At 61.0% G+C, this 23,981-nt stretch carries 23 protein-coding genes and 1 pseudogene; 6 read left to right on the top strand and 18 right to left on the bottom strand.

Translation table 11 applies throughout. The features are described 5' to 3' along the window. Positions 1-8: 8 nt before the first annotated feature. The 14 genes and pseudogenes from ACIQC5_RS10815 to ACIQC5_RS10750 all read right to left on the bottom strand — a co-directional run bounded on the left by ACIQC5_RS10815 (position 9) and on the right by ACIQC5_RS10750 (position 10,308). Positions 9-407, bottom strand: a complete 399-nt coding sequence (locus tag ACIQC5_RS10815; RefSeq protein WP_400281560.1) for a DUF5655 domain-containing protein — start codon at positions 405-407, stop codon at positions 9-11. Beyond that, entirely contained in the window at positions 404-1,573 is a 1,170-nt protein-coding gene (locus ACIQC5_RS10810; RefSeq protein WP_400281557.1) for an ABC transporter permease, read from the bottom strand. The genes ACIQC5_RS10815 and ACIQC5_RS10810 overlap by 4 nt, the downstream gene beginning before the upstream one ends. Further along, entirely contained in the window at positions 1,570-2,742 is a 1,173-nt protein-coding gene (locus ACIQC5_RS10805; RefSeq protein ID WP_400281554.1) for an ABC transporter permease, read from the bottom strand. The genes ACIQC5_RS10810 and ACIQC5_RS10805 overlap by 4 nt, the downstream gene beginning before the upstream one ends. Position 2,743: 1 nt before the next feature. Further along, complete coding sequence (locus ACIQC5_RS10800) at positions 2,744-3,712, bottom strand: ABC transporter ATP-binding protein (RefSeq protein ID WP_400281551.1); 969 nt, start codon at positions 3,710-3,712, stop codon at positions 2,744-2,746. Between the two features lie 17 nt (positions 3,713-3,729). Continuing rightward, positions 3,730-4,200 (bottom strand): pyridoxamine 5'-phosphate oxidase family protein, encoded by a 471-nt coding sequence (locus ACIQC5_RS10795; RefSeq protein WP_400281548.1) that lies wholly within the window; start codon positions 4,198-4,200, stop codon positions 3,730-3,732. 58 nt (positions 4,201-4,258) lie between these two features. Beyond that, positions 4,259-4,690 carry a hypothetical protein gene (locus ACIQC5_RS10790; protein WP_400281545.1) on the bottom strand — a complete coding sequence of 144 codons (432 nt, stop codon included), beginning with the start codon at positions 4,688-4,690 and terminating at the stop codon, positions 4,259-4,261. Between the two features lie 214 nt (positions 4,691-4,904). Further along, complete coding sequence (locus ACIQC5_RS10785; RefSeq protein WP_400281542.1) at positions 4,905-5,873, bottom strand: polysaccharide deacetylase family protein; 969 nt, start codon at positions 5,871-5,873, stop codon at positions 4,905-4,907. Further along, positions 5,870-7,318: a DUF4389 domain-containing protein gene (locus ACIQC5_RS10780; RefSeq protein ID WP_400281540.1), complete on the bottom strand. Its 1,449-nt coding sequence runs from the start codon at positions 7,316-7,318 to the stop codon at positions 5,870-5,872. The genes ACIQC5_RS10785 and ACIQC5_RS10780 overlap by 4 nt, the downstream gene beginning before the upstream one ends. Continuing rightward, on the bottom strand, positions 7,315-8,085 hold the full coding sequence (locus ACIQC5_RS10775) for an ABC transporter permease (RefSeq protein WP_400281537.1): 771 nt from the start codon (positions 8,083-8,085) through the stop codon (positions 7,315-7,317). The genes ACIQC5_RS10780 and ACIQC5_RS10775 overlap by 4 nt, the downstream gene beginning before the upstream one ends. Then, positions 8,082-8,597, bottom strand: a complete 516-nt coding sequence (locus ACIQC5_RS10770) for an AAA family ATPase (protein WP_400281719.1) — start codon at positions 8,595-8,597, stop codon at positions 8,082-8,084. The genes ACIQC5_RS10775 and ACIQC5_RS10770 overlap by 4 nt, the downstream gene beginning before the upstream one ends. Beyond that, positions 8,583-9,049 (bottom strand): annotated as a pseudogene (locus ACIQC5_RS10765) (ABC transporter ATP-binding protein); the annotation flags it as partial. The pseudogene ACIQC5_RS10765 and the gene ACIQC5_RS10770, both read right to left, overlap by 15 nt. Before the next feature lie 16 nt (positions 9,050-9,065). Beyond that, positions 9,066-9,512: a universal stress protein gene (locus tag ACIQC5_RS10760; protein ID WP_400281535.1), complete on the bottom strand. Its 447-nt coding sequence runs from the start codon at positions 9,510-9,512 to the stop codon at positions 9,066-9,068. Further along, on the bottom strand, positions 9,512-9,979 hold the full coding sequence (locus ACIQC5_RS10755; protein ID WP_400281532.1) for a flavodoxin family protein: 468 nt from the start codon (positions 9,977-9,979) through the stop codon (positions 9,512-9,514). The genes ACIQC5_RS10760 and ACIQC5_RS10755 overlap by 1 nt, the downstream gene beginning before the upstream one ends. After that, positions 9,976-10,308: a DUF3040 domain-containing protein gene (locus ACIQC5_RS10750; protein WP_400281530.1), complete on the bottom strand. Its 333-nt coding sequence runs from the start codon at positions 10,306-10,308 to the stop codon at positions 9,976-9,978. The genes ACIQC5_RS10755 and ACIQC5_RS10750 overlap by 4 nt, the downstream gene beginning before the upstream one ends. Before the next feature lie 125 nt (positions 10,309-10,433). Between ACIQC5_RS10750 and ppsA the strand changes: the two genes are divergently transcribed. The 3 genes from ppsA to ACIQC5_RS10735 are packed head-to-tail and all read left to right on the top strand — an operon-like array spanning position 10,434 to position 17,054. Beyond that, complete coding sequence (ppsA, locus tag ACIQC5_RS10745) at positions 10,434-12,845, top strand: phosphoenolpyruvate synthase (RefSeq protein WP_400281527.1); 2,412 nt, start codon at positions 10,434-10,436, stop codon at positions 12,843-12,845. A 19-nt stretch (positions 12,846-12,864) separates the two neighbouring features. Beyond that, the gene (locus ACIQC5_RS10740; RefSeq protein WP_400281525.1) at positions 12,865-16,032 is read left to right on the top strand and encodes an HAD-IA family hydrolase; all 3,168 of its coding nucleotides are present in this window, start codon (positions 12,865-12,867) and stop codon (positions 16,030-16,032) included. Beyond that, entirely contained in the window at positions 16,032-17,054 is a 1,023-nt protein-coding gene (locus tag ACIQC5_RS10735) for a 6-phosphofructokinase (RefSeq protein ID WP_400281522.1), read from the top strand. The genes ACIQC5_RS10740 and ACIQC5_RS10735 overlap by 1 nt, the downstream gene beginning before the upstream one ends. A gap of 67 nt (positions 17,055-17,121) precedes the next feature. On the opposite strand, the gene ACIQC5_RS10730 is transcribed toward ACIQC5_RS10735, so the two are convergent. After that, complete coding sequence (locus ACIQC5_RS10730) at positions 17,122-17,421, bottom strand: Hsp20/alpha crystallin family protein (protein WP_400281519.1); 300 nt, start codon at positions 17,419-17,421, stop codon at positions 17,122-17,124. Between the two features lie 567 nt (positions 17,422-17,988). Beyond that, the gene (locus ACIQC5_RS10725; protein WP_400281716.1) at positions 17,989-18,990 is read right to left on the bottom strand and encodes a zinc-dependent alcohol dehydrogenase family protein; all 1,002 of its coding nucleotides are present in this window, start codon (positions 18,988-18,990) and stop codon (positions 17,989-17,991) included. 179 nt (positions 18,991-19,169) lie between these two features. Here ACIQC5_RS10725 and ACIQC5_RS10720 point away from each other — a divergent pair, with 179 nt between their 5' ends. The 3 genes from ACIQC5_RS10720 (at position 19,170) to ACIQC5_RS10710 (ending at position 21,444) form a co-directional block, all read left to right on the top strand. After that, positions 19,170-20,447, top strand: coding sequence for a GAF domain-containing protein (locus ACIQC5_RS10720; RefSeq protein ID WP_400281516.1), 1,278 nt, complete (start codon positions 19,170-19,172; stop codon positions 20,445-20,447). Between the two features lie 93 nt (positions 20,448-20,540). Beyond that, positions 20,541-20,999, top strand: a complete 459-nt coding sequence (locus tag ACIQC5_RS10715; protein ID WP_400281513.1) for a universal stress protein — start codon at positions 20,541-20,543, stop codon at positions 20,997-20,999. A 1-nt stretch (position 21,000) separates the two neighbouring features. Beyond that, entirely contained in the window at positions 21,001-21,444 is a 444-nt protein-coding gene (locus ACIQC5_RS10710) for a pyridoxamine 5'-phosphate oxidase family protein (RefSeq protein WP_400281510.1), read from the top strand. A 72-nt stretch (positions 21,445-21,516) separates the two neighbouring features. Here the strand turns inward: ACIQC5_RS10710 and ACIQC5_RS10705 are convergent, their stop codons facing one another. Both ACIQC5_RS10705 and ACIQC5_RS10700 read right to left on the bottom strand, forming a co-directional pair. After that, a complete protein-coding gene (locus tag ACIQC5_RS10705; RefSeq protein WP_400281508.1) occupies positions 21,517-22,380 on the bottom strand; it encodes a universal stress protein in 864 nt (287 codons plus the stop codon). Positions 22,381-22,496: 116 nt separating this feature from the next. Further along, positions 22,497-23,882, bottom strand: coding sequence for an MBL fold metallo-hydrolase RNA specificity domain-containing protein (locus ACIQC5_RS10700; RefSeq protein ID WP_400281505.1), 1,386 nt, complete (start codon positions 23,880-23,882; stop codon positions 22,497-22,499). Between the last annotated feature and the right edge of the window lie 99 nt (positions 23,883-23,981).

Here is a 23,981-nt window from a genome sequence, read left to right as displayed (position 1 = left end):
TGTGACGTTCAGGCGGCGGGTTTCCCGCCGGCGGAATCAAATGCTTCGCGCAGCCATTCTGCAACCTCAGCGTCAACCATGGAGGGGTCGTGGAGTTCCAAATGGTGCATCCACATGGAGGGTGACGGGTGGGAAACTTCCTTGAACCTCGCGGACCCGAGATTGCAGGGGAGCGCCAGCGCCAAAACCGCCGGGACGGTGGAGTGCACATACTTCCCGGGCCGCCATAGGTAGGCGAAACCGCGGTGCCTTCTCAGTGAGACCTGGCTTTTCGAGACACGCACGGTGAAGGGGCCGAACGCCGAAACGACGTCAAATACGGTCCTGCAGATTGCGAGTCCTTGTGCTGAGCCCTCGAAGAAGCGGACCACTTCAGGCGGCAGGGTGGCATGGTTGGTAGGTGTCACAGTGCCCTGCGGAGGCTTCGGCGGAGGAGCCATGCACCTATTAAGAGGAGGAGCGCCGCCATTGCCGCCAACACTCCCAAGGCCGGCAGGATGTCCGGGAAAGAGGCGTTCCGCCGTTGGATGGCTGCCAAGGCGTCGTAAGCCCACCGATGCGGTGTGATCCACGAGATCGACTGCAAAGGCTCTGCGAAGAACTCCGGCGGCACCATACAGCCTCCCAACCCGGCCAAAACAAGGCCCGCGCCGATGCCGATGCCTGTTGCGGCGCCGTCGTGATCCAAAACCGACCCGATCATCATGGCGCCGGCGGCTGCCACGGCGCTGAAGAACACCAAGACCAGCACGGTAAGCCAGAGATTGCCCCAATTGACACCGAAGAGCAGGGCAGTACCCAGCAGGATGTAGGCACCTTGGACAACGGCGATCCCAAACCTTCCCAAGGCCTGCCCGGCCACGGCTTGCCCACTGGAGACGGGAGCGGACATGGCCCGCGGGATGACTCCGAACCTGCGGGCTTGGATCAGTGTGGCAGCACCGGTGAGGGAGCTCAGGAAGATGAAAAGCAGCAGCTGCTGGACAGCGCCAAGATCGAAAAGCCCGAGTCCTCGGAACTCCTGTGAGGTGGAGTCAGTGTCCACGACGTCCACACGAGGTGTTTGGATTATTTCCCTCGCTTGATCCAACGCTGCTGCGGCAAAGTCGCCGGACAGGCCCGCTTGCTCCAAAGCTGAGAGTTGGCTGCGTTCAATACCAAGTGCCTGGATGGAGGCCAGCACTTCTTGAAGCGAGGCTTGAGCTGATGCTTGCGAAGCTGTGAGGATTTCCAACTCGACTTGTCGGCCGTCATCGAACGCATCCGCCGCTTCGGCGCTGATAAAGAGTCCGACGTCGGCCCTGCCGCGACCAAGCTGTTCACGAACCGCTTGCGGAGTATGCATTGCCACCTGCAAACTGTCTGCTTCCAATTTTTCCGTTAGCGCCGTTCCCAGCGCAGTCCCGGACCCGCCGGCGATGGCGACACGAGTCTCGGCGGCCCTGCTTGAGCCGAACTGGGTACCCAGCAAGAGAATCAGCAGGAGCGGGAAGATGAAGACGAAGAAGATGTTGGAGCGATCCCGCAGGAATCGTCGTACCTCCACTCCGGCGATGGCAAGGACGGGGCTCACGCCGTGGCTCCACGGTCCGGCAGGAAACGCGAAACAAGGACGCACACGGAGGCGAAACCCACCATGATCGCCAAAGGCGCCGCCACATCGGCAACTCCACCACCGCCAGCCGAAATGCCGAGACCCCTGATGAATGCAGCCACCGGATTCAAGTCCATCACCACTGCCATGAACCCTGAGGCCTGGATGGGAAAGAACGCACCTCCGGCGATACCCAGCACCATGGCCACGATGGATTGGGCGACGTTCGCCTGCTCCGCAGTGCGAACCAGGCGGGCGACGATGAACGTCAGGCTGGTGGCCGCCGCCGCGACACCAAGGACCAGCGAACCCACCACCACTGGGGAACCGAAGTCAACACCGAAAAGGAGCGTACCGCTGACAAGCAACACGGCGCTGGCAACAACACCCAGGGAGAAACCCACGATGGCTTTAGCGGCGACAATATTCCACGTTGGCACAGCCATGGATCTGATACGGCCCAGGGTTCCCTGTTCCTTCTCCGCGAGCAGCCCCAAGACACCGAACCCTACGGTGAACAAGAGGAACAGCCCCGTCTGTCCGGCCACCAAGCTCGCCCGAAGGGACAACTGTTCGGCCGGAGCAACCCCTTCTGTTACAACGAACGTGGGCTTGCCCGACACAGCTGTCCGCCCCAGGTCCGCGGCCCTCTCAGGCGAAAGGCCGGCTATCTGTGCCGCCGTTGCAGTTGCCGCCGCCGCGGCGAACTGGTCCAGTATCCCGGTGACCACGGAGATCAGGACACTTGTTTCCAGGGCGGTTCCGTTGCCTTCGACCAGTTGGAGGTTGCTCGGTTGTCCGGAAGCCAACGCGGAACTGAAACCGTTCGGGATCACTATGCCCAAGGCGGCACCGCTGTTTCGGGTCTCCGAGCTAACAGCGCCGGAAGGCACCTCGCGGATGGTCACCTTCATTGCCTCCATCGCCCCAAGCGTATCGAGCAACACACCCCCCAACGCGCCGGAGTCTTCGACCCCGGCTATGACCGTTACAGGTTGCAAGTCGACACTGTCCGTACCCAACCGACCGAAAGCCAAGCTCAGGACCCCCATAAGGGCCAAGGGGACGATCAGAGAGAAGATGAGCACGGATTTGTCCCTGAGCCGCTGACGATAATCGTTGCCCACCATGGTCAAGAGGGATCCCATGTCAATCCCTCAGTGCTTTGCCGGTCAGGTGAAGGAAGACGGACTCAAGGTCCGGACGGGTAACTTCCACCGAGGTCACCGTCATTCCGGCGGCCCCGGCCCTGGTGACGATTTCTGCGAGGAGGCCTGCACCATCCGTGACGGTGAGAATCAATCCGGAGCCCCCTGAATCGCTGACCCGCTGTACACCGGGAAGTGTGGTCAGAGCCTGGGCCGCCGCTGATGTCTGGCCGGTACCCAAGAGATTGATCCGGTCCACTCCGCCAGTCAAGGTAATGAGCTCATCCCTTGTTCCTTCGGCCTGGATCCTGCCTTGGTCGAGAATGGCAATCCTGTCACAGAGCCGTTCGGCTTCTTCCATGTAGTGCGTTGTGTACAGGACGGCTGTTCCCTCCGCAGACAGTTTTGCGACCGCCTCGAGGATCAAGTTCCGCGACTGCGGATCGACTCCAACAGTGGGTTCGTCGAGAATCAATAACTCCGGACGATGAAGCAGGCCAATGCCAATGTTCAACCGTCGCTTCATGCCGCCGGAGTACTTCTTGGTCGACTCCCGCGCGCGTTCGGTCAATCCAAGGAGTTGCAGGACTGCCTCTACCCTGGCGGCCAGATCCTTGCGCCTGAGACCCTGAAGCCGCCCGAAGAAATCCAGGTTCTCCTTCGCCGTGAGGTCCGGATAGATAGCCAGTTCCTGGGGAACCAGACCGATGTGACGCTTGGCTGCGATGCTTGATGGCTCCATTCGCATGCCGGTCACCTCCACTGATCCGGAGTCGGCAGGGATCAATCCGGCCACGACGGAGATGATGGTGGTCTTGCCGGCACCGTTTGGCCCCAGGAGACCGTACGTCTCACCGGGACGGATGTGAAACGACACGTCGTCGACGGCGGTCAGGTCACCAAACCTCTTGACGAGGTTGCTCGTCGCCAGGACTGCTTCTGTTGCAGGCGGCGCCAAGTGACGTTTCACAGTGCCGGCCGGGGCCCTTATTCCAAGCCTGCGCGGGTTGCGTCGTCGAGAGGAGTCTGAAGGGACATCGGCGCCGAAAGGTCAAAGCGCCTGCCCGTGACTGAACGGGGGACAATCCGGTACAGGTAATCCTGGCCTATTCCCTGCCACGGAAACAGCGCCCGCCTGACGTCATCCAAGGACGGGGCATCGGGCCCTGCGTCCTCAGCAGCGCCCTTCACCACCACACTCCAGGCGATCCCGAATTCAGCGCTGACAGAATCCGCTTCCAGGGCTACGACGGAGTCCTTCTCCAACGCCTGCTGTTTGGTTCCCTTACCACTTCGAAAGACAATCGTCTGGTTGTCCACGGCGAAGTTCACGGGGAAGATATCCGGGTGGCCGTCCACGGTCACCGAGAGCCGCCCAACGTTGGTCTCGCCGAGCAGCCTCCAGCAATCGTCCGCTTGGAGTACTTCTGCCTCAGGCACTATGTTCTTGTCGGTCATGCGGAGATCCTACGGCCCCTTTCCGGTCTTCAACAGGGCCCAAAGGCCCAACGGCGATTTACGCCAAGCCTGCCCGCGAACGACCACCGAAAATCCCGAGCGCAAGGAGTAGCAGCCCTATTTCCGCCAGGCCTGCGCAGAAGTACGCTGCCTGCAGTGCGCTGAAAGGAATAAGTGCCATCTGCACGAAGATCCATACCAAAATCGAGTAACCGGCTGCGGCCGTTGCCATGTGAGCCAAAGGCCTTCGACGGAGGAGCAGGACGAAGGCCGCTGTGTGGAGGCCACCCACAACCAGAGTCAGCAGAAGTCCGGGGACCAGGTATGAACTGAAGGGAGAACCTTCCAAATATTCGACCGGAAGCTGAACCTCCGCGGGAAGTCCAAGCCCCTCCGGACCTACCCAGGCCCCGAGTGCCATTACCAGCCCGCCGGCAATCGAGGTAGCGGCAACCAGCCCCAGGATGACAAGAAGCAGAACGAGAACCATGATTCCTCCTAGATGTTGTTGCGACGAAAGTGCTTATCCACTGCCATTGCAAGGGAACGGCCAAGAATCCTCAACCACGCGTTATGGACACTGGGGGCCCGGTCATCAGGCCCGGCTCCTTGGGCTCGAAAGCAAGCGCTGCCTGAGGTAATCAGCGTTCCGCCGTAGACCATGGTGCGTCGATCGGCTGCCTTACCGCATGAGGTGCCGTGACCTAACCAACCAGCAGTTGATCCAAGGTGACAAGGCCATACCCAGCTGCCCTGGTCCCGTTGATGATCGCGGGAAGCGCATCAGCATCCAAGGTGGTTCCGTCATCCGGGTTGGAACCTATGTGCATCAAAATAATCGCTTCTGGTCGGAGACCGTCCAGAACGCGCTGGGTAACGGATTCCCGCGACAACCCGCCGCTGGTTCCTTTCCATCCAAGCGTGTCCACGCTCCAGCGCACCGCCACGTAGCCGAGGCTGTTGACCACTGCGATGGTTCTGGCGTCCCTGTCGCCGAAAGGAAATCTGAAGAGGGGCCGGGGGTCACCGCCAGCGGCCATGACAGCTTGTTCACTGCGTACTATTTCTTCCGCGATTGCCTGGTCCGGGAGTTGGGTGAACGAAGGATGGGTCATTGAGTGATTACCCAGGCGATGCCCCGCAGCCACGATCTGCGCTACCCCAGCGGGATGAGCGGCAGCCCAACTTCCAGTCAGAAAGAACGTTGCTTTTACGTTCTCCCGTGAAAGCGTTGACAGTATGCTGTTCAGCGCGGCTGAATCGGCTCCGGCGTCAAACGTCAAGGCCATCACCGGTCCTGCCCGGGGAATGGCAGTGAGGTCCTGCCCCAGCAGCGACGCCGGCAGGGCGTCGGCGGCCGGTGGCGACGATTCGCTGGTCTCCGATGGGGCAGAGGTGGGCGATGGGACTTCTTCCGGTCCTGCACCTGGCGCGCTGGCCTGCGGAGAAGCGTAAGACGAAGCACTGGTGGTGGGTGACGCTGACATCCCGGTTGGCGTGGGCGTGGGAGCCTGCGTAGAAACGGCAGGCAATCCCTGGGGCCGGGTCGTCATCATCAGGGTGAGACCGAGGACAAGAACCGCCACAGCGGCCAGAATCACGACGGCGACGACTCGCCGTCGTGCCTTTCGTCGCGGCACCGGGGCCATTGCCGCAGCCTCGTCCCCGGTCATGGCTCGTTGATCCGTTCGGTCAAGGGTGGAGGCTCCGTGGGGTCAGGGTCGCTGGCACCCAGATCCAAACGGAATGGCGGATACTCGTCACGCAGGAGGGCCCCGTAGACCATCACCCGGTAGACCCATCGGTTGATACCCATGATGAAAGCGAAGAGCGGGCGCGGATAACTGCCAGTAAAGAGGAGGATCACTAAGGCGATGAGCACGAGCAGAGCCAACAGGGACAGTCCGCCGCCGCGGTCGTTGACCACGCCGGAGGGTCCATCCTGTGTTCGCCAAGCCCATGTAGCCGTTCCCGTGAAAGCACCCACGATGAGCAGATGGGGTATGAGCAGGAGCCAGGACTTGACCAGAACCAATCCACGGGAGAGCCGCTGCGGATAATCCACCTCCAGACCGGCGGGGTAGTCCGTGCGGGCAAGAGTGAACGGAGGATAGCGATCGGTCCCGCCAACGGCGTAGGAGTAGAAGGCAACGCGCCAGCTCCACCGCAGTACGCCGACATTGAAATGGAAGAGTGATTGCGGGTAACGGCCCGTGAAGAGGATGGCGAACCAGGCCATGATGCTGGTCACCGCGAAAGCGAACCAAAGGAAGAACAGCAGGAAGAAATGCGGGATTGCGAGGAACCATTTCACCAGCCACATCCATCGGGATACGGCAGGATCAAGGTGGCCCGTCAGATGCAGTGGATGGTACAAGGTGGTGGTGGCCGGCCGCTGCCCGGCTGCAACCGGTACCTGGTGCGGAATTGATCCGGACGGCCCCCCACCACGGCCAAGGCCAACGGCCCCCGCCACCAAGAGAGGCACACCGACCACGATCGCGAGAATGCCTGCCAGCAACAGTCCAGTTGCAGCTGGCTTGATGAGTTCAGAGCGGAAGCCTGCTTGGAGGTCGGCGGAAACACCGGTAGAGGCATCAGCGTTCATGACCACCACTGTCCAGTTGCCGGCGGCAATGTTCCACGTCAGTTCCTGTTCCCCTGGGCCGGTAGCCGACGCGGCCCAGAACTGCTGCGCACCGGGAGGCTTTGCGCTGGAGGAACCAGGCACATTTCGGTACACGGGCCGGAAGGGCTGGAACTTTACTTCCTGCAGTTCTGTGTGGTGCACGCCCGCGAGGTAGCTTTCCACCTCGTTTTGGGGTGCAATGCCAATGAAGATGTCACGGCCGGGGTCCGCAGCGGTGGCGCGCAGCCGCAGTGTCCCGACGTCGAAAGGAAGTCTCTGAGGCGTGCCCTCACCGACGGCGTCGAGTTGGGGTGAGACCAAGGCATAGGACGAGACGGTGTAGCGCTCCGTTGGGGATGTGAAGAACGCGCCATTGTCTTGAACCGCGGCCAACCACGTCGCGGCGGCTCCTGCCGCAGCCAGAGTGAAGCCGAAGACCGACAAGAAGATCCCGACGACGAGCATGACGATGTGGGCAGGCTTCTTCATGGCCGGAGTTCCTTCCGGTCGAAGATCAGCACTGCTGCCCCGATGGCGGCGGCCGCGGCGAGGAGTGTGGTCACTGCAGGCCACGCCGGGGACACATGTTCCTGGCCAGTGGCAACAGCGGCGGCTATTGCGGGGACGCCCGCCGGCCCATACGTAGCGAGTGGATCCCAAGCCGCGCCCACGGCCAACAGGACGTAGATACCTAAACCAGCTCCGGATGCGCCGGCCGGGGCGGGTATCAGGACTGAGAACGCGAAGGTGTAGGCGAACGCGAGAATCCCGTACAACAGCAGCAGGAATGCTGCACCCCACAGCTGCGCTGACGGAGCGACGGCGAATGTCACCTGAGTTGAAACCCAAGTGGTAAAAGTTCCCAGGGCAAAGACAACGGTGATGAAGCCGGCATGGACGGCAGCTTTCGCCGAAACGAACGTCGTGCGGGATACGGGCTTGGTGAGGATGAAGCCCGCCGTTCCTTCCCGGATCTCCGTGGAGACAACGCCGCCGTAAATAATGATGATGGCAAAAAGGACAATCTGCGACAGATTCTTGATCCACTGCCCATACGCATCGCCGAAGGTCGCTTCAGGTAGACCCAATGAGCCCGGCGTGTTGGCAGTTAACGATCCAAGGAGCTCCGGAGTGATTTTGGCCAAGGGTGGACCAATGACCGCAAAGAACATGACTATTGCCGGCAGCACCCAGACCCGCCAAGTGCGGATGATTTCCTGGCTTTCCTTCGCTGCCAGTACTGAAAAGGTGCTCATCGTTCCCCGTTTCCAACCAGCTCAAGGAAAACCTCTTCAAGCCCCACTTCAGCGTTTTCCAAACGAATAAGGCCCGTACCCTGATTGCTGATCAAGAGCGGGATTTCATGTTGGGCTGTTTCGACGTCCGATACCAGCACGTCGATCTCACCCCGTGGACCCGGGTGTACTGAGATGGCCCATGGACGTTCTGCGATGGTCCTGGCCAGGGCGTTCGCCCCCGCGCTGACCTCAAGTGACAGTCGCCGATTGCCATGACGGGTGCGCAAATCGTCCATTGTAGATTGGGCCAGGACTCGTCCCTGGTCCAGGATTGCTACGGAGTCGCAGACGCGCTCCACGTCGCTGAGGATATGCGTTGAGAAAAAGACCGTGGTCTTTCCGCGCAATGCTCCGATGAATTCCAGGAGTTCCCTCCGGCCTCCTGGGTCCAGTGCGCTAGTGGGTTCGTCCAACAGCAGCAACTTGGGCGAGCTGACAAGCGCCTGTGCTACGCCCAATCGCTGACGCATCCCGCGAGAGTATTTCCCGACCGGCTGGTGATTCCGCCAAGCCGGACGAAGTCGAGCAGTTCGTCGGTTCTGGCATCCAGTGTCGCGCCTTCCAGACCGTGCAACTTGCCGGCAAAACGCATTGTTTGCCGCGCCGTCATCCAGTCGTAGAACGCGGGCACGTCAGGGAGGTAACCGACGTTGTGGCGGATTGAGTACCCGCTTTCCGCTACTTCACGGCCGAAAATTTGGAGCGAACCCCCTGTGGCGCGGGAGAGGCCCGTCAGGACACGAAGAAGGGTGGTCTTGCCTGCTCCGTTGGGTCCAAGAAAGCCGAAAATGGATCCCTCCGGCACCAGCAGGTCCAGGCCGTTAAGTGCGATTTTGTCGCCGAATGCCTTCGTCAGCCCGGCCGCCTCGATGGCGGCGGTGGATTTGGCTGTCGGGGGCCCGGCAGCCGCCGGTATGGACATCTGGCCCGTTGACATCTTATGTGGTCTCTTCGGGGGCGTGGACTACGACGACGGGGCAGTGGGCATGTGCGACGCACGCCGAACTGACAGATCCAAGGAGGAGACCGCCAAAACCACCATGACCACGCCGGCCAACCACCAGATGGGAAGCGTGTTTGCTGCCCTCAACCAACGCTGCGCGAGCCGAGCCCTGCACCAATCGGGTGCTGAAATTCTTGGGCTGTTCGGCACCGAAGGCCTGCGCGACGGCCTCCTTGACGTTTTCTTCGGCATCGTGGGCAAAGCCGTCGATCCCCATTGCCAGATACCCTTCGTATCCCAGCGGCATCTCCCAGCAGCCCCATGCTTCCAGCGGCGCGTTGAGCGCCTCGGCAAGCCTTTGACCGTAGCGTAGTGCCTCAACCGAGGCTTTGGACCCATCGACTCCAACGATGATCTTGTGCGGATCAAGCCAGCTGGGCATCATGCGCTCCTCTGGGTTCGCTGAGCCCTGGCTTGGGCCAGAAGAACTTCGGCCCACGCAGTAGCCCGGGCCGTCTCCCCGTCGAGCAGGGGTCCTTCAGTTCCCTTGACGTAGAACGGCATGGGTTTTGCAATGAGGATTGCACCGGCCTCCTGCAGGGTTTTGGCTATTTTCTTGGCGGCATCGCCGTGAATGAACAGTTTGACCCTTGTGTCGAAGGCTGCGGCCATGATTCCTGAAAGTCCGCGACGGCTGAGATTAGCCAGAGTTTCCATGGTCTTTTGGGTAGGTTGCCAGCCATTGATGGGGCTGCCGATCACCAACAGGTCCCCGACTGCGACGTCTTCCATCCGGAGCTGGCCAACCGGTATGGCCTTGGCCTGAAGCGATGTGAGGCCGGCAGCTATGGCCTCGGCAATGGACTTCGTGTTTCCGAAGCCGGAATCGTAAACAACGAGTGCTTTCATGATTGTTCCTTGTCCTTTTCGCTGTGGTGCGGTTGATTGCGGGGTATGAACCGGAGAGGCGGACGGTCATCCATGAAAAGAGTTGCCCAGTACGTTCCCCCGCCCATCAACAGAAAACCGACTACGCCGAGCGTCAGGCTGCCCAGTGGGAAACTTGCCAGCAACAAGCCGAGGCCGGCCACGGCTGCAAGGACGCCGCGCTTGGTACCTTTCCATCGGCGCCCGTCCAGACTTTGCAGACTCATTAACGTGGCCAGTCTGGGGTCCTGCTCCTGAAGACCCCTTGCGATGTTGTCCAATTGGAGCTGTTCGAACTCCGAAAGTCCCATGGTGTTCCTCCTGGTCTCTTTTCCAGCATGTGGGTCGGAGGAGGCAGGAAACAGGGCCGAAAGTCACGGCAGTTGCGGGACCAAAGACTCTGCCTGCACCATCCGGCAGCGCCCAGAATCAAGGCATGAAACCAGCCGTTGAAGAATCAGTCGTCAGCGCCCATGTGAGGTGGTTTGATGACATTGGAATGGGGGACGTTCCCGATGTGGGCGGAAAGAACGCTTCGCTGGGTGAATTGTCCACAGCCCTGCGCTCAGCCGGGGTCAGGGTCCCTGACGGATTTGCAACGACGTCCTCTGCATACCGGATGTTTCTGGCCTCCAGCGGACTCGAACCTGTCATCAAAGCTTCCCTCAATGATTTCAGGTCCGGAGTTTCATCGCTTCGCGAGGCAGGACATGCCATTAGGGAATCGATCCTGGCCGCCGAATTCCCAACCGGGTTCATGGAGAGCGTGAGGCAGAGCTATCGGCGCCTGTGCGAACGTGCCGGGCAGGGCCAGCTGGCGGTAGCGGTCCGCAGCAGCGCTACCGCGGAGGATCTGCCGGACGCGAGCTTTGCCGGGCAGCAGGAGACCTTCCTGAATATCTCTGGTGAGCGGGCACTCATTGATGCCTGCCGACGCTGCTATGCCTCCCTCTTCACCGATCGCGCCATCAGCTACCGGGAGATCAAAGGTTTTGGCCACCTGGACGTGGCATTGTCAGTTGGAGTCCAACGCATGGTGCGCTCCGACGTTGGTGCGTCAGGTGTGATGTTCTCCATTGACACAGAGTCGGGGTTCCCACGCAGCGTCGTCATAAGTGCTGCGTGGGGATTGGGAGAGACAGTTGTCCAGGGAACTATCAACCCGGACAAGTACCAAGTGTTCAAACCCTTACTCGCAGATCCTGGCCTGATCCCGGTGATCGAAAGAAATGTGGGAACAAAAGAGCGCAAAATGATCTACAGGCTGGGCGGGACGGTGACCACGCAAATGGTGGACACAACTGATCAGGAACGACGTGCCTTGGTTCTCCAGGACCAGGAGATCGTCCAGCTTGCTCGTTGGGCAGTGGCCGTTGAAAGCCATTACGCGCGCCCCATGGACATGGAATGGGCAAAAGACGGCACAACAGGCGAGCTCTTCATGGTCCAGGCACGACCTGAAACGGTCCAGGCCCAACGCAGCGGGTCGCTCTTCCGCATGTACCACCTGAGGGAAGCTGGCCGCCGCGTCCTCGCATCGGGATCCGCTGTGGGCACTGCGATTGCCTCCGGCACCGTATGCGTCGTCCGTGACGCCAAGGACATCGAGACGTTCGTCGATGGGGCCGTGTTGGTGACCCGGATGACCGACCCTGATTGGGTTCCCGTGATGAAGAGGGCGGCGGGGATCGTGACCGACCACGGCGGGCCCACCAGCCACGCTGCAATCGTGAGCCGGGAACTGGGTGTTCCAGCGGTAGTCGGCACAGGTAACGCCACCGAAGCATTGGCCGAAGGCGCCGCGGTCACACTCTCCTGCGCCGAAGGAGAAGAAGGGCAGGTCTATGAAGGGGCCTTGGAGTTCGACGTGGAAGAGGTGGACATGGGGACCCTCCCCGCGACGCGAACCGACGTCATGGTCAATATCGCCAGCCCCGCAGCGGCATTCACATGGTGGCGCCTCCCTGCGGCCGGAGTGGGCCTTGCGAGAATGGAATTCATCATTAGTAACTTGATCCGCGTCCATCCCATGGCGCTTGTCCATCCAGAGATGGTGGAGGACGTGGCCGCCGCCCGCCTGATAGAAGAGTTGACAGAGGGTTATGCCAATCCGGAAGAGTACTTCACTACCGTCCTCGCTACAGGCATCGCAAAGATCGCAGCTCCCTTCCATCCCAAACCGGTGGTTGTCCGGCTCAGCGACTTCAAGAGCAATGAATACGGGCACCTCATCGGAGGCGGTTCTTTCGAACACCCGGAAGAAAACCCGATGCTGGGATTCCGGGGGGCCTCACGTTACTACAGCGAAGAATACAGGGAAGCATTCGCCTTGGAATGCCGTGCCGTAAAGCGGGTTCGCGAAGTGATCGGGTTCTCCAACGTGATCGTGATGGTTCCGTTCTGCCGGACAGTGCATGAAGCAGACTTGGTTCTCGGTGTCATGGCGGAGAACGGACTTGCCCGCGGGAGTGAGGGGCTGCGCATCTACATGATGTGCGAGATTCCGTCCAACGTGGTGATGGCTGAGCAATTCGCCAAGCGATTCGACGGCTTTTCCATCGGATCCAATGACCTGACCCAGCTGGTCCTGGGCGTGGACCGTGACTCCGAACAATTGGCGGGCTTGTTTGATGAGCGCGACGAAGCCGTGACCACCATGATTTCCGAGGTCATCGGGAAGGCCCACGGCGCCGGAATCAAGATAGGAATTTGTGGTCAAGGCCCCAGCAACCATGCGGATTTTGCGGAGTTCCTTGTCCGTGAAGGCATCGATTCGATCTCGCTGAATCCTGATACTTTCCTCCGTACAGTTCCGCTGATAGCGGCGGCTGAAGACCGCTTGGGCTGAACGGACTGAAAGTGAACAAATGAAGGGGTCACCCACCGCGGCCGCCGCCATGCCACCGTATGACGCGGTCATCTTTGATTTGGACGGCGTGGTCACGCACACCGCGGCCGTGCATCAGGCAGCTTGGGGCGACGCATACGAATCGATTGTGCGGGATCCACGGTTCCCCAAGGTCCCCATCGCGCCGCCATTTACGGCTGGTGACTATTTGTCATTGCTGGATGGCAAGTCCCGTGAAGCGGGCTTGATCGACCTTCTGGCATCCAGAGGCATTGACATCGCCTTGGGTTCACCGACCGATGCCACTGGAGACTGGACCGCGTACGGACTTGGCGGATTGAAAAACAAGGCCTACCTGGCCCGGCTGAAGGAGGAAGGCGTCCAAACGTACCCTGGCACGATGCGGCTGCTGGAAAGTCTCAAAGCCGCCGGAGTGCCGTCGGCAGTGGTCACGTCGAGCCGCAATGCAACTCCCGTCCTGGCGGCGGCGCGGATGGCTGATGCTTTTGCAGTAGTTGTGGACGGCAATACCGCGGCGAATCTCAAACTTGCGGGCAAGCCAGCACCGGATGTCTTTCTTGAAGCGAGCAAACGGCTGGGAGTTGCCCCGAAACGCGCTGTTGTCATCGAAGATTCAGCGGCCGGGGTTGAGTCAGCACGAAGCGGTGGATTCGGGCTTGTGGTGGGAATTGACCGGCAGGGGACTCGCCGCCAACTCGAAGCCGCTGGGGCTGACGTGGTCCTCAACGACGTGGGCGAACTGGACCTCGGACTCGTTATGGCTGATCCGTGGCTCCTTGTCTATGAAGGGACGGCGCCCGAGCACGAAGGCCACCGCGAGGCCCTCACCACGTTGGGAAACGGTTACATGGGAGTGCGCGGGGCCGTTGCAGAGCGCGGAAGGGAAACCAGGTACGCGGGAATGTACCTGGCCGGTGTCTACAACCGGGTGCCGGCTCGGATCGGCAGAGAGGTCGTAGTAGAAGAACACTTGGTCAATGCGCCCGATTGCCTGCCCCTGGATCTGTGCCTGGAGGACGGTGTGTGGTGGTCGGAAGGCGGGTTCCGGTTGGTTCGAGAGAGAAGAACCCTTGACATGGGAAGGGCTATGCTGAGCCGCCAGGTGCTTTTGGAGGCACCGGACGGGCGCCGCCTGGACATCGAGGAAAAACGCATTGTTTCGATGGCACAGCCTCACCTGCTAGCAGCTGAAATCCGGATTGTTCCCTTGGGCTGGAGCGGAATCATCAGCGTGCGGGCAGGGGTGGACGCCGGTATCCGAAACGCCAACCTTGCCGAACCGGCCACCGGGACCCGGACCCATCTGCACGATCGAACGCCGAAAAACACTGAGGCCGATGTCGGCGTCTCTTTGGTGGAAGCCGAAACCAGCCAAAGCCAGATCCGCATTGCCATCGCCTTCCACGCAGATGTTTGCGGTGCAGGTGGCGCCCGAGGAGCCACAGGTGCTTTTCATTTCCGTACGTTCCATGCCAAGTGCACCGACGGTGTGGCAATAACCGTGACCAGGGTCGCCGCCGTTGTGACTTCCAGGGACCGTCCGATTTCATCGGCACGGTCAGAAGCCATGGCTGTCCTTGAGCGCGCAGGCAGCGATTTCGCCACTCTCTTGACCGCGCACCAAGAAGCCTGGCGGAAGGTCCTTCGACCATTCCGTGTGGAACTCGAAGCTCCCATGCAGGTCCAACTGGTCCTGAACCTGCACCTGTTCCATGTGCTCCAGACTCTGACCCACCACACAGCAGAACTCGACGTCGGGGTCCCGGCACGGGGGCTCCACGGCGAGGGCTACCGCGGACACGTCTTTTGGGACGAGCTCTTTGTCCTGCCTGTCCTGACCTCCAGGACGCCCGAGGTTGCCCGGTCATTGATCGATTACCGTTGGCGCCGGCTTCCGGCAGCCCGGCAGGCAGCTGCAGTCCACGGCCTTGCGGGAGCAATGTTCCCGTGGCAAAGCGGAAGTGACGGCAGCGAGGAAACACCCCATTGGTTGTACAACGCGCGGTCAGGACGATGGGTCGCGGACTATTCCAGAATGCAGCGGCACGTAGGGCTGGGGGTTGCCTTCAACGTTTGCGAGTACTTTGAGGCCACAGGTGACAGGGCATGGTTCCTGGACAAAGGGGCAGAGCTCATTGTGGAGGTGGCACGGTTCTTCGCTTCGATGGCACAGTATGCTCCTCACGATGGTCGGTTCCATCTTCGAGGAATAGTGGGACCGGACGAATACCACACCCGCCGTCCGGGTGAGTCTCGTCCTGGTTTGGATGACAATGCCTATACCAACGTGATGGCTGCCTGGATCTGCGAGCGGGCAGCAGAGATCCCCGAGTCGCTTTCAGGCCACCAATTGGTTGACCTGATGGACCGCCTGAACATCACACAGGAAGAAGTAGCCAAGTGGAAGCGCCTGGCCAGGGAAATGTTCGTTCCGTTCCATGCCGATGGTGTGATCAGCCAGTTCCTCGGCTACGACTCCCTTGAGGATCTCGACTGGGACAGGTACCGGCAGAAGTACGGCAACATCGAGAGGTTGGATCTCATCCTTGAAGCGGAGGGTGATGACGTCAACCGCTACAAGGTCTCCAAACAAGCAGACGTATTGATGCTGCCGTATCTACTCGGTCATGACGGCCTCCGCACCTCTCTGGAAAGATTGGGTTACGGAATGAGCAAGGAGCAGCTTGACAAGACCATTGAGTACTATCTGGCGCGGACCGCACACGGCTCGACATTGAGCCGTGTGGCCCACGCCTCCGTGTTGGCATCCGTGGACCCGGATAGGGCATGGGACAGCTTTCGGGAGGCGCTGGACGCCGACTTGGACGACACTCAACACGGAACGACCAAGGCGGGCATACATCTGGGTGCGATGGCAGGGTCCATTGATGTGGTTCAAAGAAGTTTCGCAGGTTTGAAAATGGGGCGTGAAGGAATCTCTTTCAGTCCTTGCATGCCACGCGGTCTTGGGGCTGTCGCTTTCCACGTCCAGTACAGAGGGCATCTGTTGGAAGTGCAGCTCAAGGCAGGCCGGATCCGCGTGACGTCGGCACCAGGGGACGCACTACCTGTCAGGATCCGGGTGAAGGGACGATCGGTGTTGCTGGCCGCCGGAGACAGCAGGAGCTTCTCGATGGCATCGATTGACAAGGTGCCTGAGCCCTGATGCGTCTGGGGATCCTCACGAGTGGAGGCGACTGCCCGGGTTTGAATGCCGTCATTCGCGGTGCTGTCTTGGCAGGGGCGCTCGCCTATGATGTCGAATTTGTCGGTTTCCGCGATGGTTGGCGCGGCGTCCTTGACGATGACGTCGTACCGCTGCCCAGGGCGGCGGTACGGGGTATTGCGGGTCTCGGCGGGACCATGCTGGGTACATCACGGACCAATCCTTTGCGGGACGGAGCGTCCGGGGCCGTAGCGGAGTCGTTGCGTCGTCACCAGGTGGACGGATTGATTGCCATCGGGGGTGAAGGCACCCTCGCGGCCGCGCAAATCCTGTCGGAACAGGGAGTCAAGATCATCGGCGTACCCAAGACGATCGATAATGACTTGGGCGCAACTGACTACACCTTTGGGTTCGATACGGCTGTCCAAACGGCCACGGAGGCAATCGACAGATTGCGGACCACGGGTGAATCCAACCATCGGTGCATGATCGTGGAGGTCATGGGACGGAACGCCGGATGGATTGCGTTGCACGCCGGGATGGCCTCGGGGGCCCACGCGATCCTGATTCCTGAACACAGCCTTTCCCTGGAGCAAGTGGCGGCATGGGTGAACTCTGCCTATTACCGCGGCAGGGCACCCCTGGTGGTGGTGGCGGAGGCGTTTGTTCCTGCTGGACAGGCGGCTCCCTACTCGCCACGAGGATTGGATACCTTCGGCAGACCACGACTGGGCGGCATCGGAATGCTGCTTGAACGGCTCATCCAAGAGCTGACGGGCATCGACACGAGAGCCACGGTCCTGGGCCATATACAGCGGGGAGGAGCGCCGACGGCTTTTGACCGGGTACTTGCCACCCGGCTCGGAATGGCGGCAGCAGGGTCCGCGGCCGCTGGCGCATGGGGAACCATGGTCTCCCTTCGGGGGACGGACATAGCGAATGTCCCGCTTGCGGCGGCGTTGGGAACGCTCAAGACCGTTCCGGAATCGCGCTTTAAGGAGGCGGAGGTCCTCTTCGGCTAACGATGAGCCAGCGACCGCAGCGCTGGCGCCGGCCGTTGGGCCCGACCCATGGTCGGACCCAAGGGCCCTATTCCTTGGTAATGGGAATCCTTGCCGCCGCCGCGGCCGGCGCCGCTGGTTCGGGGATCGGGGCACGGACTTCGAGAACCCCATCCTTGTAGGACGCAGTCACATCGCCCTCCTTGACGCCATCCGGAAGTGGTACTCGCCGGACGAAGGAACCATAACGGAATTCGGAACGGTAACCCTCCTTCTCTTTTTGTTCTTTTTTCGCCTGACGCTCTGCCTTGATGGTCAGTGTTCCGTCGAAGACGGTTATCTCGGCATCCTTCTCGGGGTCAATTCCAGGCAATTCTGCGCGGACCACCAAGGTGTTGCCGTCGATTACTTCCTCAACGCGAATCGCCGCCGTGCCGGCATCGCCTCAACAGTCCGTCGCTGGGGGCTCCTCATCCAGAGTCCAAAGTCCTCTCAGCGATTCGGAGCCAACAGAGTCGGCCCGCGGGACTTTGGACCCTTATGAGGGAGCTCTTGCTGGGTCATGCTGATGGAAGGCATTCCTTGGGAACGGAAGGGTGCACCGAAATCACCTATCGCAGGGAGGGAGGGTCCGCCGTGGGTGGGACCTTTGAACTGTTTCTGGATGGCAAGACCAATATCAGGTTTCGCCTGGTAGATTCCGAGGGGCGGGAACTTGCGCCCGACTGCCCGGATGCAACCCGGGTCGAAAGCCGATCCACGGTGTCGAGCAGAGCGCCGGGTAAAGCCGATGGGCCGGCACGACGCGACGCTATGCCGGTGATCCAGCCCAACCCCTTGGTTCAGCAGCTGCTCAGGATGGGCAAACGCCGTGAAGATGCTGAAGCCAAACTTGAGAAGCGGTTGCACAGTAAACGGGAGCCCCGGGCCTGGTCAGTCCCAGGATCGGCCCGCGTCAGTGGATCCTCAGAACCGCGGCCCCGGTAATTCTGTCGTTGGCCAAATCTTCCAATGCCTGGTCTGCTGCGCTGAAAGGGTAGGTTGTGGTGGTCGGCAGCAGCGGCATATCCGCAGCCAAGGCCAGCAGTTCGACTCCGTCGGCCCGCGTATTGGCCGTGACGCTGCGGACTTGTCGCTCGTAGAAGAGCTCGTCGGCGTAAATGAGGGGTGGAATGTCGCTGAGGTGTATCCCCGCGATGGCAAGGGTCCCGCCGCGGTCCAAGGCCCGTAGTGCAACTGGTACCAAGTCACCCACCGGAGCGAAGAGAATTGCCGAGTCAAGTTTTACCGGGGGAGCACCGTACGCGCCGCCAACGTACTCAGCCCCAAGGCTTCGGGCCAGGTTCCGGGCTTCCTCCGAACGCGTCATGACAAAGACCGACGCGCCTTGGTGAATGGCGATTTGCGCGGTCAGGTGGGCGGAGCCACCGAATCCATAGATACCCAATCGGCCGCCCGGCGGCAGTGCGGCTCTCTTCAAGGCACGGAAGCCGATGATTCCCGAACACAGCAGGGGCGCCGCCTCCTCATCGGAGAATCGGGCAGGAATGGCATAGGCATAGTCCTCGCGAACCGTCATCATTTCCGCAAAGCCGCCATCGCGGTCCCAGCCCGTAAAAACGGGGGAGCCGCAGAGGTTCTCCGCTCCGCGCCGACAATAAGGGCAGACTCCGCAAGTACCCCCAAGCCAGGCGACACCCACCCGGTCTCCCTGGATGAACCTTTCAGCACCAGGACCTGCCTCCACGACTCTGCCCACGGCCTCGTGTCCCGGCACTACGTTGGGACGTCGGGGGACAAGGTCACCTTCGGCCAAGTGCAGGTCGGTGCGGCACACGCCGCACACATCCACCTGGATGAGTACTTCGCCGGTCTTAGGCATGGGCACGTCCTTGGTTCCCCGTTTAAGTGGCCGTGTTGCCATCACTCCCGGGTTCCCCACCCACCAAGCGCTCATTGTCTTTGCCATGCGTCAAGCGTGCTGGGGTCATTCGCAGTCCACAAGGGCCCAAGGACACTGTTCCGGGAGCTGTTCATGTATCAAGCTCCCTCCCTTAGACTCAACGGAGGGACACGCGTGGACCGGGACAAGGGAGGCGGAAGCCCATGGCCGATGAGCACCCTTGGAGTTCTCCGATGAAGGGACGCGTGGACTCCCTTCTTCGCGAGTTCGTCGAACGCGCGGGTGAGTTGCTCCACACCCAAGAACAAATGAATGGCTTGCTCTCAGCTGTTGTTTCCCTTGCAGAGGACCTCAGCCTGGAAGCCGTCCTTGACCGGGTGGTGAAGTCGGCCTGCAGTCTAGTGGACGCCAAATACGGAGCGCTGGGCGTGATCGGAGAGGATCAGCAACTCAGTCACTTCATCACCGTAGGCATCGATGACGACGGGATCAGGTCCATCGGGGACCTGCCCACAGGCCACGGCGTCCTGGGACACCTGATCCGGGAACCGCAGCCACTTCGGCTGCATGACCTTGGCAAGCATCCAATGGCAGCCGGTTTCCCCCTCAACCATCCGCCCATGAAGACGTTCCTTGGCGTACCCATCCGCGTCCGGGACACCGTTTTCGGTAATCTGTACCTCACGGAAAAGAGGGATGGGCAGGATTTCACCCCCGCTGACCAGGAGCTGGCCGTTGCGTTGGCGGCAGCGGCGGGAGTTGCGATTCAGAACGCTCGCCTGTTCGAAGCGAGCAAGAGCAGGCAACGGTGGCTTGAGGCCGGTATGGAACTGGGCAGCCAACTCATCGGGAACGAGTTCGACGACGGAGCCAGCCACCTCGATCTCGTGGCCGAGGCCGCCCTTCGGGCGTCGGAATCCATTCTTGCTGTGGTTGCAGTCCCCGAGTCCGACGGAGTAGTGCGTTGCCGGTCGGCCGTTGGGGTGCAGGGACTGTATGCCGGCCAGGAGCTCATCAGCTCGGAGGTCGTGGCGTCGGTGATCGAAACCGGCGAATCCCGCATTGTGCAGGCCCCCCAGCGCGTACTTGGCGGTGACTTGACGGAGAAACTGGGCGCAGTGCTGATATCCGCTTTGGGTCATCGGGGAACGGACAATGGTGTTCTCTTGCTGGCACGGGGAATAGGGGCTCCCGCCTTTACGCGTTCGGATGTTGAGTCCAGCGCCCTTTTCGGCAGCAGGATCGGACTGGCCTTGGATTTGGTCCGTGTGAGCACGCTCCGACAACAGAGCGTGGTGCTGTCGGACCGGGAACGCATTGCGCGCGACTTGCACGATTTGGTGATTCAACGCTTGTTTGCGGCAGGTCTAGGGGTCCAGAACCTCAGGCGTTTCATGGACGATCCAGCCGCCTTGGAGCGGATGACGGCAGTAACAACCGAACTGGACCATACGATCCGCACGCTCAGGGCGACGATCGAAAATCTCCGATCCGAAGAGAACCACCGGTAGCGCCACCCGAACTGTGACCTTCGGCCCTGTTTCATGATGGCCGTTCACGGCATGCTGGCAGCACCTAACGGTACGGATGCCAGGAGGACAAAGATGAGCAAGGACGGATCACCAGGGAAGATCGTGGTGGGCGTGGACGGTTCGGAGCCATCCATCGCGGCCCTCCGCGAAGCCCAGCGCTTGGCCGTACCTTTGGCAAGGGAAGTACATGCCATCGCGTTCTGGGACTTCCCACCCGTCTATGAAGGCTACGTCGCCATGGGAATAACCGGCTTTGAGGAATCCGCGGGTGAGGTTCTCAAACAGTCAGTGGAAAAAGCCTTCGGAGCGGCTCTGCCGGACAACGTGGTTTCCCGCCTTGAGCGCGGCCACCCCAGGCAAGGGCTGATCAACGCGAGCCGTGGTGCTGAGATGCTGGTCGTGGGGCGCCGCGGTCACGGCGGGTTCGGCGGTCTGCTGCTGGGCTCGGTAAGTTCGGCCTGCGTCGCACACGCACATTGCCCGGTCCTGGTTGTGCACATGCCCGAAGACTCGAAGACGCAGGAGGTTTGAGATGACTGTGCCCGGGATGGATCCAGCACGCATAGACGGTGCCCGCCATGTAAGTGATGAACTCAGCGAGGAGCAGTGCTGGGAGAAGTTGCGTTCCCAGGACACAGGGCGGGTGGGATTTGTCCACCATGGCAGGGTGATGATCCTGCCCGTCAATTACCTCATCCATGACCACGGCGTCTATTTCCGCACCTCGGCCGACGGACTGATCGGAGAGCCGGCAGCTCGACTGCAGACGTCGTTCCAGATCGACGAAGCCCGGGCGGAACGAAGCGAAGGGTGGTCGGTGTTGGTCAGCGGGCCCTCCTCCCATGTGGTTGACCGGGAGGTACTCACACGTCTCTGGGGCAAGGTCATGGCTGAACCGTGGGCAGGAGGGGACAGAGGTCTCTTCATCTGTATCCAGCCCACCATCATTACGGGCAGGCATGTGTATCTCGTCTAGTAATGGATCGTGAAAGTGCGGGCTTGCACGGTTTCCCGGGCCAGCCCGCACTTTTGTACTTTATGCACGGATTCAGTCGGAGTGCTTGACCGGGCTGATCCTTGTGATGATGGTTGGGCAAGGCAATTTGGTAAGAACCGCGTGAGCCGTGGAGCCCAGCAAAAGACGCTTGAAGCTGCCCCGACCCCGGCTGCCGACCACCAGCAGGCGTGCCGTAGCGGCTGCCACGAGCAGCGCTTCGACCGGGCGGGTGTGCGTGTCCAAAACCTGGTGCACCACCATGTCCGGGTACTTGTCTGCCAGACCGGCAACGGTTTCAGCCAACACGACGCGCTCCTCCTCTGTCAGGACCTCGAAGTAGTTGCCGTGGGGCACCCCGCGGGTAACCCACGGTTCCGGTGTGCGGAAAGCGTGCAGCACGGTCAGCTCTTGGCCTTGCCGATCGGCCTCTGCCGCAGCGAACGCAACAGCCTGGGTGGATTCCTCAGAGCCATCAACACCGACCACGATGCCGCTTCGATTCGTCATGTCGTGCTCGCCGATCACTGCTACCGGACAGCGGGCGACGGCGGCCACCTGCAATGCCCGATCCGTTAGTGAGCCCCCCGGCCAACCATGTCCGGAACCAATAACCACCATTGAGGCCTTCTTTGACCGCTTGCCCAAGGCATAACCGGCCCCGCCCGAGACGAGGTCAGTGGTAATGGTGACGGTTGGCTCCAATTTGGCAGCCCGCTCCTTGGCCGCTGCAAGGAATTTGACGCCGGATTCCCGGATCCACTCGTTGTAGCCAACTGCGTCGTAGGCCCACCGGTCATCCACGGCGTGGACAAGCTGTACGGGCAGCTTCAAGGCAGCTGCCCTCTGCATTGCCCACGCCGTGGCGGCTTCGCTGCTGGGGGAATCGTTGATACCAACAACAATGGCTTCGTTCATTGTTATGCCCGTTCTTCGTCGATGGGATTCCCCGGATGTCGGCCGGGGAGATACATGTCCAGTCTCTGCTGGCATCCTCCGGACTGTTAGGGCCGGAAGTCCTTGGGCTCAATCACCTACTGGGGACTGTCAACTGTGATGGTTTCCAGGTACTCCGGTACACGTGCTTTCCAACCCAATTCGTGCTTTATGCGGAGGCGAAGCGCCTCAGACGCTTCCGGTTCGCCATGGGTGATGTACGTCATCCGTGGGGCTTGAGGGGCTGAACGCATCCAGCGGATAATGGCATCGGCGTCGGCGTGCGCGCTGAATCCTTCAAGCTGGACCACTTCAGCCCGGATCCGAACGTCCTGACCGTAAATCCGTAGTTCCCGTGCTCCGCCAGCCAGCGCGGCACCTCTGGTGCCGGCAGCCTGGTACCCACTCAGGACAAGTGCGTTGTTCGGGTCGTGGCCGTAGGCCTCGAGGTGATGCAGTATCCGTCCGCCCGTCAGCATTCCGCTTGCGGAGATGATGATCATGGGCCCGCCCCTGAGGTTAAGGAGTTTTGAGTCATCAGCTGTCCGGGTCATGGTTGCCAGCTCATACATGTCCTTGAACTCGCCCGCGTCCAGTCGGTGCTCGTCCGGATGCTGCTGGTACATGTAGGAGGCATCAATGGCCATGGGGCTGTTGAGGTAGACCGGGATATCGGGGATCGCGCCCTTACGGCGAAGCCGCGCCAGCTGCAGCATCAGTGTTTCGGCCCGGCCAACGGCGAAGGCCGCAATCAGTACGACGCCACCGCGCTTGGCTACCTTGGAAATCACATCGCCGAGTTCCTGTTCTGCACTGCCGTGCGGATGCGCCCTGTTGCCGTAGGTGGACTCCGTGACCAGGACGTCGACAGTTTCCAAAGCCCTCGGTGGATACATCAGCGGATCATCGTCCCGCCCCAGGTCGCCGGTGAAATGCACGGAAGACCCACCGAAGCGGACGTGGAGCTGAGCGGCTCCCAGGATGTGCCCGGCAGGCAGGAAGGTTGCTTCGAGACCGTCGCCGATCATCAAGGGTGCGTCGAACTCGACAGGACGGAAACTGTTCAGCGATTTGACCGCATCTGCCGCTGTGTAGAGGGGCAGCGCCGGAACATGTATGGAGGAACCACGGTGATCGGCGTACCGCGCTTCTTCCTCCTGCAAATGGCCACTATCCGGTAAGAGCAATTTGCACAGTTGGTTTGTCCCATGTGTGGCATACACCGGACCCGTAAAGCCGTCCCGCACCAAGGCAGGGATGTAGCCCGTATGGTCCAAGTGAGCGTGCGTTAGGAGGACCGCGTCAAGAGAGTCAGGAGCTATGGGGAACGGACGCCGGTTCCGTTCGCGAAGGCGTTTGTATCCTTGGAAAAGCCCACAGTCCACCAGGACACGAGTTCCGTGCGCCTCCAGGAGATATCGCGATCCCGTGACGGTATCTGTGGCGCCCAGGAAGCGCAGGGTAGCGGTGTGCTTGGTGTCCATAGTGACCTATCCATATCCGTGCAAGGTAGCCTGTTCCGGTTCTTGGGTAATGGGCCATTGCAATGAAGTGACTGGCGCCGCGCTCGTGGCGCGACGCCA

The sequence above is a fragment of the Paenarthrobacter sp. NPDC092416 genome (assembly GCF_044755025.1).
GTDB lineage: Bacteria > Actinomycetota > Actinomycetes > Actinomycetales > Micrococcaceae > Arthrobacter.
The sequence above is the reverse complement of the archived record's forward strand: the minus strand, read 5'-3'. Positions and strand labels throughout refer to the sequence as shown.